Origin of the sequence: Rhodococcus sp. EPR-134, assembly GCF_001647205.1 — a bacterium.
GTDB classification, from domain to species: Bacteria; Actinomycetota; Actinomycetes; order Mycobacteriales; family Mycobacteriaceae; genus Rhodococcus_F; species Rhodococcus_F qingshengii.
On sequence record NZ_LVCT01000344.1, the window covers coordinates 1 to 8,377 of the forward strand.

General features: G+C 62.6%; 7 protein-coding genes. All 7 read right to left on the reverse strand.

Annotation, left to right across the window (positions count from 1 at the left end; genetic code table 11):
- The coding region (locus A2J01_RS15440; protein ID WP_331715322.1) for a hydantoinase/oxoprolinase N-terminal domain-containing protein at positions 1-619 on the reverse strand (619 nt) is incomplete at its 3' end.
- A gap of 281 nt (positions 620-900) precedes the next feature.
- Positions 901-1,572, reverse strand: coding sequence for an SRPBCC family protein (locus A2J01_RS15445; protein WP_054187233.1), 672 nt, complete (start codon positions 1,570-1,572; stop codon positions 901-903).
- Positions 1,569-4,091, reverse strand: a complete 2,523-nt coding sequence (gene cutA / locus A2J01_RS15450; protein ID WP_054187234.1) for an aerobic carbon-monoxide dehydrogenase large subunit — start codon at positions 4,089-4,091, stop codon at positions 1,569-1,571. Before cutA ends, A2J01_RS15445 begins: the two co-directional genes overlap by 4 nt.
- A complete protein-coding gene (locus A2J01_RS15455) occupies positions 4,088-4,732 on the reverse strand; it encodes a (2Fe-2S)-binding protein (protein ID WP_003946048.1) in 645 nt (214 codons plus the stop codon). Before A2J01_RS15455 ends, cutA begins: the two co-directional genes overlap by 4 nt.
- Positions 4,733-4,734: 2 nt before the next feature.
- A complete protein-coding gene (locus A2J01_RS15460) occupies positions 4,735-5,637 on the reverse strand; it encodes an FAD binding domain-containing protein (protein ID WP_042448023.1) in 903 nt (300 codons plus the stop codon).
- A gap of 89 nt (positions 5,638-5,726) precedes the next feature.
- Positions 5,727-7,166: a uracil-xanthine permease family protein gene (locus A2J01_RS15465; protein WP_064113045.1), complete on the reverse strand. Its 1,440-nt coding sequence runs from the start codon at positions 7,164-7,166 to the stop codon at positions 5,727-5,729.
- Positions 7,167-7,458: 292 nt separating this feature from the next.
- Positions 7,459-8,377 (reverse strand): aminotransferase family protein (locus A2J01_RS15470; RefSeq protein WP_064113046.1); only part of this gene is annotated, 919 nt, incomplete at its 5' end.

Below are 8,377 nucleotides of genomic sequence, written 5' to 3' on the forward strand. Positions count from 1 at the left end.
CGTATTCGCGGTACTCACGCAGCACCTGGCTCGAGATGCTCACCGTCGCATCGGGGAAAACTTCGAAGAGGATGTCGCGTACGCGCTCCTCGTGCGTCGGATCGGCGTACGAGTGCATGAGGCAGACGCCGATGGTCCGGATCCCGCGGTCCTTGAAGAACTGCGCTGCGCTGCGAACGCTCTCTTCGTCGAGCGGACGAATCTCGCTGCCGTCGAAGGAAAGGCGTCCACCGACGGTGCGTACACGATCGGCGGGGACGATGCGTTCGGGCTTGACCCAGAAGTACGAGTTGCCGTAACCGTCCGGCACCGACTGACGAGCGATCTCGAGAACGTGCTCGTAGCCCTCGGTGGTGATGAAGCCGAGGTTCTCGACCTTGCCTTCGAGCAGCTTGTTCGTCGCTACGGTCGTGCCGTGGCTGACCGCACCGATGGAGTCGCCACTCTCACCGAGCTTGGCGAGTACCTTCTCGATACCGGCGAGAAAGCCCTCGGCGGGGTCCGCCGGGGTGGACGGGGTCTTGGTGGTGACGATGGCGCCGGTTTCGTCGTCCACTGCCACGATGTCGGTGAACGTTCCGCCGGTATCGATACCGACCCGAATCTTCCTGGGTTCCACGCTTCCTCCTGAGATCTTTGGCTCGTCTCGTCTGGTACCGATCGACGGTTGCGGCCTAGCCGGTAAGTGGCTCGTACCTGACGTGTAGAGCTATTCCACAGGTTCGGACGAGCGGATTCTTTGTCACAATTCGCCGAATCGGGGGACCAAGGTTCGGCGCACGATCACGAGCGGATCTTCGCCGGCGCCCCCGTGGGTTACGCGGACGTGAAAAACGCCCCGAACCTGGTCGGTTCGGGGCGTTTCCCTCATCGTGAATCAGCTGTTGACACCTGAGTGAACTACTTGCGACAACCAGAACGCGCCAGGAATCCGCCTATAGCAACACCTGACAAAGCAATGGCTGCGCCGACGACGGCGCTGACCATCACCGTGCGAGCATCTGTGCTGCCCGCTGTCGGTGCAGCGGCCGGAAGAACCGCCGGTGCCGCGACAGCTCCGGAAACTACCGGCGCGCCTTCGACCGCCACTGCCGGTACCGCCGCCGCCACGGCGGCAGTGACCTTCTCGGGGATGCCGTTGGCAATGACGCCGTCGATGCTCTTGAAGAACACCCCGGCCATCTTCTTGGCTACACCGGTGATCATGCGCTGCCCGACGCCGCCGACCATCCCGCCGACCACGGCGTCGGCGTCATACGAAAGCAGCGTGCCACCCTCGTTCTCCGTCAAGGTGACCGTGACGTCCGCCTTCACCGTGCCGGGAGCACCCGCCCCCGAAGCCGTCATGACAAAAGAATTAGGCCGATTCTGTTGCGACAGAACAACCTCGCCGTCGTAGACGCCCTTGATCGACGCGACCCCCGCCATGATGGAGAGCTTGTAGTGATTGTCCGTGAGCTGCTCGAGCGACTGCACACCGGGAATGGTCGCGGCCAGTACACGACCGTCCTGGAGCTTGTCGTAGACCTCTTCGCGAGGTGCCGTCAGCTGCGCGGTGCCGGCGATTCTCATGCATTCTCCTCTGATGACGAACCCGCGTGTGCGAGTCGAAGTTCGAACAGTTCGGACGGTGAAATGGGCATGGACGTGATCGAGATTCCTTCGGCGTCCTCGATGGCAGCCGCGATGACGGCGCTGGTGGGGATCACACCCGCCTCACCGGCACCCTTCATTCCGAGTGGGTTGAGTCCCGACGGCGTGACGGTGTGATCCATCTCGAGCGAATCCGGCATCTCGGTGACGAACGGCATCAAGAAGTCCATGTACGACGCGTTGAGCATCTGCCCGTGCTCGTCGTAGACGATCCGCTCGTAGAGTGCGCCGCCGATACCTTGCGCGACGGCGCCCATGACCTGACCTTCGACGATGCGGGGGTTGATCACGTTTCCGCAGTCGTGGATGACAACGTAACGACGGACCGTGATCTCGGCTGTCACGGGATCGGTTTCGACGATCGCCGCGTGCACTCCCGAAGCGAAGGTGGAACTGGGCGGCGAGTAGTAGCCGGTTGCTTCCAGACCGGGCTGCTCACCCTCGGGAATCGGCGGCTTCGACATGTCCGTGTCGGTCTTGGCGAAACCGGTGGCCAGCTTCGACTCACGGTCGAACGCATATCGTAGCGGGTTCGACAGCACGGCAACAACACTCAGCGGTACGGACGTACCCTCCACTCCGGCTTCGGTGCCGATCTTGCACACGTGCCCTTCCCGGAGTTCCAGTTCGGTTTCCGGCAGATCCAGGATTCCGGACGCGATCTTCTTCGCCTTCTCCGCGACCATCTGCGCTGCGACGTGGAAGGCCGAACCTGACATGACCGCACCACGCGAGGCGAAAGTGCCGACGGCATAACCGAACCGGCGGGTGTCACCCGTGACGATCTCGACGTCGGAGACCTTGACTCCGAGGTCGTCCGCAACGATCTGGGCGAACGCGGTCTGGTGGCCCTGCCCCTGCGTCGTCAAGCCTGTTGCGGCCTTGACCTTTCCGGACGTCTCGACCACGACGTGCGCACCCTCGTACGGTCCGGGTCCGGTTCCCTCGACGTACGCACCGATACCGATTCCGACCGACCGACCTTCGGCGCGAGCCTTCCTCTGGTACTCGGGAAATCCGTCCCAGTCGATGAGCTTCTTGAGCTTTTCGATGCCTGCCTGATAGTCGCCCGTGTCGTAGATCAACGGGCGTCCGTCCTGGAACATCAGGCCGAAGTCGTACGGCATGTCCTCGGGGCGAATGAAGTTCGCCTCCCGCACCGCGATCTTGTCCTTGTTCAGGTACTTGGCGATGGCGTCCATGGATCGCTCCATCGCGAACACGGCCTGCGGACGTCCGGCGCCGCGGTACGGGGTCACGATCACGGTGTTGGTGTAAAGCGAATAGGCGTTGACCCGGAACGACTTCGGTTTGTACGGCCCGAGAACCTGCGTCGCGGTGTTGATCATGACGATGATCCCGTACGGCAGGTAAGCGCCGTTGTCATGCCAGAACGTGAAGTCGAACGCCAACAGACGACCATCGTCGTCGAATCCGATGTCGACCTTCTGGATCTGCCCGCGCTCGTGTGCGCTCGAGATGAAGTGCTCACGGCGATCCTCGACCCACTTCACCTCGCAGGAGATACCGGCCTGGCCGAGGCGTCGAGCGGCCCACGTGATCATGACTTCTTCGGGCCACGGGTGAACGATCTTGACGCCGAATCCGCCGCCGACGTCAGGAGCGATGCAGTGAACCTTGTTCAGCGCCATCCCCAATCGCGCGGCGATTGCGGCGCGGGCGGACGTGGACGTCTGGGTGGAGGTCCAGAACGTGAGGGTGTTCTCGTCACCGTCCCAACGTGCGTAGACGCCCTTGCCCTCCATCGGCATGGAAGCCGAACGCTCGATTTCGAGATCCAGCGTCAGTCGGTGCGGCGCGGCGGCCAGTTCGTCATCCAGATCTCCGAACCCGTGCTGCAGGTGAGCGGCGACGTTGTCCGGAACGTCGGCGTGGACGGCGTTCGCGGCGGTGCGAGCGACGTCGATCCCCACTACAGGCTTCAGCGCCTCGTAGGTGACGTCGATCTTCGCGCAAGCGTCCTCGGCGATGTACCGGTTGTCCGCGACCACCATGGCGATGGCTTCTCCGACATGCTTCACCTCGTCCTTCGCGAGGGGATACCCGTTGCGCGGAGCGATGATTCCCGGATGCGGAATGAGCAGTGGCAGGTTCTCCGCCATTTCCGGCGTGTCGGCCAGGAGATCTTCGTAGGTGTAGATGGCATGTACACCAGGCACTTCCAGCGCCTGGTCGATGTCGATGTCGATGATTCGCGCATGAGCGTGCGGCGACCTGACGAATGCCGCGATCAGCGCGTTGTGGCCCAGATCGTCGAGGTATCGCCCCTGACCGCTGAGCAGACGCGTATCTTCCTCGCGCGGAATCGGTTTACCGAAGAACTTGCCGTCGTCGGCAACCGAATGATCGGCCGTCGAATGATCGGAAGCGGGGTGCTTCGCCCCGTTGCGCTTTGCTGGTTTGACCGGAGTACTCATGCCTTACCCGCCCGTCCTCCGACAGGATTCGTTGTTCCCCGCACCTTGCGATCCAACGCCTCCCGAGTGGACGCGTCGTCGATTCCGAGCGGGAACTGCCCGGCCCGTTCACGCTTGATCTCGGCTGCGCGCAAAACCGACGCCCTGATGTTCTGGTACCCCGTACAACGGCAGAGGTTTCCCGCTATCGCGTCGGTAGCTTCCTCCCGCGTGGGGTTGGGGTTCTCCTCGAGAAATGCCGCGATGGTCGTCACGAATCCCGGAGTGCAGAATCCGCACTGCAGACCGTGACAATCCTTGAACGCCTGCTGAACCGGATGCAAAGTGCCGTCCGGCTCGACGAGGCCTTCGACGGTGGTGATCGATCGACCTTCGAGGCTGGCCGCGAGGACGAGACAGGATCGAACAGGCTTTCCGTCGAGCAGCACGGTGCACGCACCACACACGCCGTGTTCACAACCCACGTGCGTGCCCGTCTTACGGAGGTGGTGACGAATGGCATCCGAAGCCAGAGTGCGGGAGGGAAGAACGACGGTGTTCGTCACCTCGTTGAGCGTGAACGTGACAGCTACATGGTGCTCACCGGTGTCTGCTGCCAGCTCGGCAAGTTGATCATCGATGGAGCGATCGTTTTTGGACATTGTCACCACTTTCCTGCCAGTACTGCGTTCTCACTGAGAGCATCCGTTGCCGCTGCGAAGCCGACCCGCGCGGTGAGCGCGGACACCAACTGCGAGCGGTACGCCGCCGTCCCGTGAATGTCTGCCTCGGTATCTATCTGCGCGCGGGCGCATTCTCCGAGAGTGCGCCACCGCGGATCCCGCTGATCCGTCGCCGACGCCCCCGCCAATACGTCCGTGTAGTCCACGACCTGTCCCAGCTCTCCGGCGGACACGTACGTCATGTGCGCTTCGGCCACCAGACCGTCGACCACGCGAATCCGTGCGACGACACCGACCAGTGCGTAGTCACCGTGACGGCGCGCGATCTCGTCGATGGCGGTTCCCACGCCGGGTTCGGCGGCGGGCACCGACACCGACACCGCGATCTCGTCTGATTCCAGGCTCGACTCGAGAGGGCCGGCGAAGAGATCCGTCGACGCGATCTCGCGGGTGCCACGCACCGACTGGACGGTCACGCTGCCCCCGAGCAGCGTCAGGACTGCCGGCATCTCCGCCGACGGATCGGCATGGACGATGGAGCCGACGCTCGTCCCGCGGTTACGGATCGTGGGGTGCGCTACCAACTGCAGAGCACGGTTCAGCAGAGGCTGGACTCGACGAGCACCTTCGTCGGCCGCCAGCACCGAGTGCGTGGCCAGGGCCTGGAACCGCACTCCTTCGTCTTCGGACGAGGTCACCGAAGCGAGGTTCGGGATCGATCCGATGTCGACGATGTGGGCGGGCGCGGCGAGGCGCATGGACAGCAGCGGCACAAGCGATTGCCCACCGGCGAGCACCTTCCCCTCGTGAGAGACCTCGGAGAGGATTCGGCACGCGTCCTCGACCGAGGACGGTCGGTGATAAGTCAGCGGCGACGGTTTCATTACTCAATCCTGCCTCTATGAGTCACTTCACGTTTTGTGCAGATGTGACAACGGTCACGGGTCATACCTGGCATACATTCAACTTGGCATCACGTGAGCTGCGCCACGGGCTCTTCAAGTTCGTCATCTGACGCATTCGCCCCCGGCGTTGCGCCCGGCCGCCTCCCGGACTTCGGCCTGTTCAGTTCAGGGTTCCAGGACCCCACGAGCCGGCAGAGGTGGTACATCGCGATCAAGACGATGGTGCCGAGCGCGATACCTCCGAGCGAGAACGTGTCACTGAACTTCAGCGCCGTGTCGCCGATACCGATGATCAGACCGGCGGCAATCGGCATCAGATTCAGCGGGTTCCCGAAGTCGACGCCGTTCTCTTTCCAGATCTTGGCGCCGAGCAGACCGATCATGCCGAACAGAACCACAAGAATTCCGCCCAGGACGCCGCCGGGCGTCGCCGCCATGACTGCTCCGAACTTGGGCGAGAAGCCGAGCAGGATCGCGATGAAACCCGCAATCACGTACGCGGCGGTCGAGTACACCCGCGTGGCAGCCATGACACCGATGTTCTCGGCATGAGTCGTCGTAGGGGAGCCGCCTATTGCGCTGGCGATGGCGGTGGCAAAACCGTCACCGGCAATGGCGCGTCCGATGTACGGGTCGAGGTCGTCGCCCGTGATTTCGGCGACCGCCTTGACGTGTCCGGCGTTTTCCGCGACCAGTGCGATGACACCGGGAAGCACCAGAACGATGAACGTGAGGCTGAACGAGGGAGCATGAATACCGACGATCCCGTTGGCTTCGTCCGAGAACGGCGGCAACCCGAACCAGGACGCCGAGTGCACCAAATCCCAGTTGACACGAAAGTGCTCGGTGGGTGCGCCACTACCACTGGCGGACGTGATCGGACCGGAGAGCCGGTCGAGGACCCACGAGAAGATGTAGCCGAAAACCAGCGCGACGAGAATGGCGATACGTCCCAGGAAGCCGCGTAGCGCAACGCTCATCACGATCAGTGCAACCATCACGATCAGTGCCACCCACTGATCCTGCGGCCAGTACAACCCCGCGACCACAGGCGCCAGGTTGAAGCCGATCAACATCACCACAGCGCCGGTCACCACCGGCGGTAGCGCTTTACTGATGACGCCACCGCCGAGAAAGTGGATGGCGATGCCGACGAATCCCAGAACCAACCCCGACACCAGAATCGCACCGGTCACTTCGGCCGTCGTTCCACCTTGGGCACGAATGGCGGCAACGCCACCGACAAAAGCTGCGGATGTTCCGAGGTAGCTGGGGACGTGCCCCTTGACCACCAGCAGGAAGAAGAGCGTACAAAAACCCGACATCATCACGGCAAGTTGAGGATTGAGGCCCATGATGATCGGGAAGACGAACGTCGCGCCGAACATCGACACGACATGCTGGCCGCCCAACCCGATGGTTCTCGCCCAACTGAGTCGCTCGCCGGGAGCGACCACTTCACCGGCTCCGATGTTCTTTCCGTCTCCGTGCAACGTCCAGATCGGCATGACGAGACCTTTCGCAAAGGAGGAAGGTGTTCGAAATGCTTTGTGCCCCAGCTCACAAACACCGTGTCTGGAGTGAAACGCTAATGCAGGACCGAGATTTGGACGTGATGACAATCTGCCAGAACCCACTCACCGAGATTGGCAACAATGGTGGCAGATGATGCGGGCAGGGGTCATCGTCAGTGCTGGAGGCAGTTTCGACCGAGATGAGGACCACGCCACAAAGGGCCCAAACATTTTCTTCGGCTTAATGATTCCGTAACACGATGTCTGTCAACGGAAAACGAGGTACCTAGCCGAGGGCTGCGAGGATTCCCGCTGCCATCTCCGCGACCTGATCATCGGTCATGACGAACGTCGGCGAAATCTGCATCGCACCCTGACCCGCCGCGCGACCCGAAATACCGTGCTCACGAAGCGTCTTCACAAACGGCAACGCCTCCGCCGGATCAGCCAACTGCACCGCGGCAACCGCACCGAGCCCACTACGAACCTCCGCCACCCGCGGATGCTCCGCCAACGGCTGCAGATGCGTATGCAACGACGCCTCCAAACGCTTCGACTCCGCGAGCAAATTCTCACGCTCGAGAATGTCGAGGTTCGCCATCGCCGCCGCAGCAGCACCGGCATGCCCGCCGTAGGTGTACCCATGGCGCCACCACGAACCCGCATAGAACGGCTCCGCCACCCGCGGCGCGATGAACACCGCACCCATCGGAACGTAACCCGACGTCAAACCCTTTGCCGTGGTCATCATGTCGGGCTGCAAATCGAAACGGGTGGACGCGAACCACTCACCACCGATCCGGCCGAAACCGGTCACGACCTCGTCGACGACAAAGAGGATGTCGTGCTCACGGCAGATGTCACGCACCTCGGCCAGATACCCCTCCGGCGGCAGATACACCCCACCCGCACCGATGATCGGCTCCGCGAAGAACGCAGCGATCTTGTTCGCACCGACCCGCTCGATCAACTCGAGCAGACTCTTCGCATCATCCCAGCCGACGGTCGCCGCATCCGCCATCAGCTCGCCGTACCCCTCACGGTTCACCGGAATACCAGCGAGAGCTGTTCCCGCAACGTGCATTCCGTGATACGCCTTCTGACGACCGACGATGATCGTCTTCTCCGGCTGCCCCACCTCGTGCCAGTACCGGCGAGCCAGCTTCGCCGCAGTGTCCACCGAATCCGAACCACCCGAGGTGAAG

What these genes read in the sequence shown, in the direction of transcription:
- A2J01_RS15445 (WP_054187233.1), bottom strand. Translation starts at nt 1,572, where the DNA reads ATGAGAATCGCCGGCACCGCGCAGCTGACGGCACCTCGCGAAGAGGTC.
- cutA (WP_054187234.1), bottom strand. Translation starts at nt 4,091, where the DNA reads ATGAGTACTCCGGTCAAACCAGCAAAGCGCAACGGGGCGAAGCACCCC.
- A2J01_RS15455 (WP_003946048.1), bottom strand. Translation starts at nt 4,732, where the DNA reads ATGTCCAAAAACGATCGCTCCATCGATGATCAACTTGCCGAGCTGGCA.
- A2J01_RS15460 (WP_042448023.1), bottom strand. Translation starts at nt 5,637, where the DNA reads ATGAAACCGTCGCCGCTGACTTATCACCGACCGTCCTCGGTCGAGGAC.
- A2J01_RS15465 (WP_064113045.1), bottom strand. Translation starts at nt 7,166, where the DNA reads ATGCCGATCTGGACGTTGCACGGAGACGGAAAGAACATCGGAGCCGGT.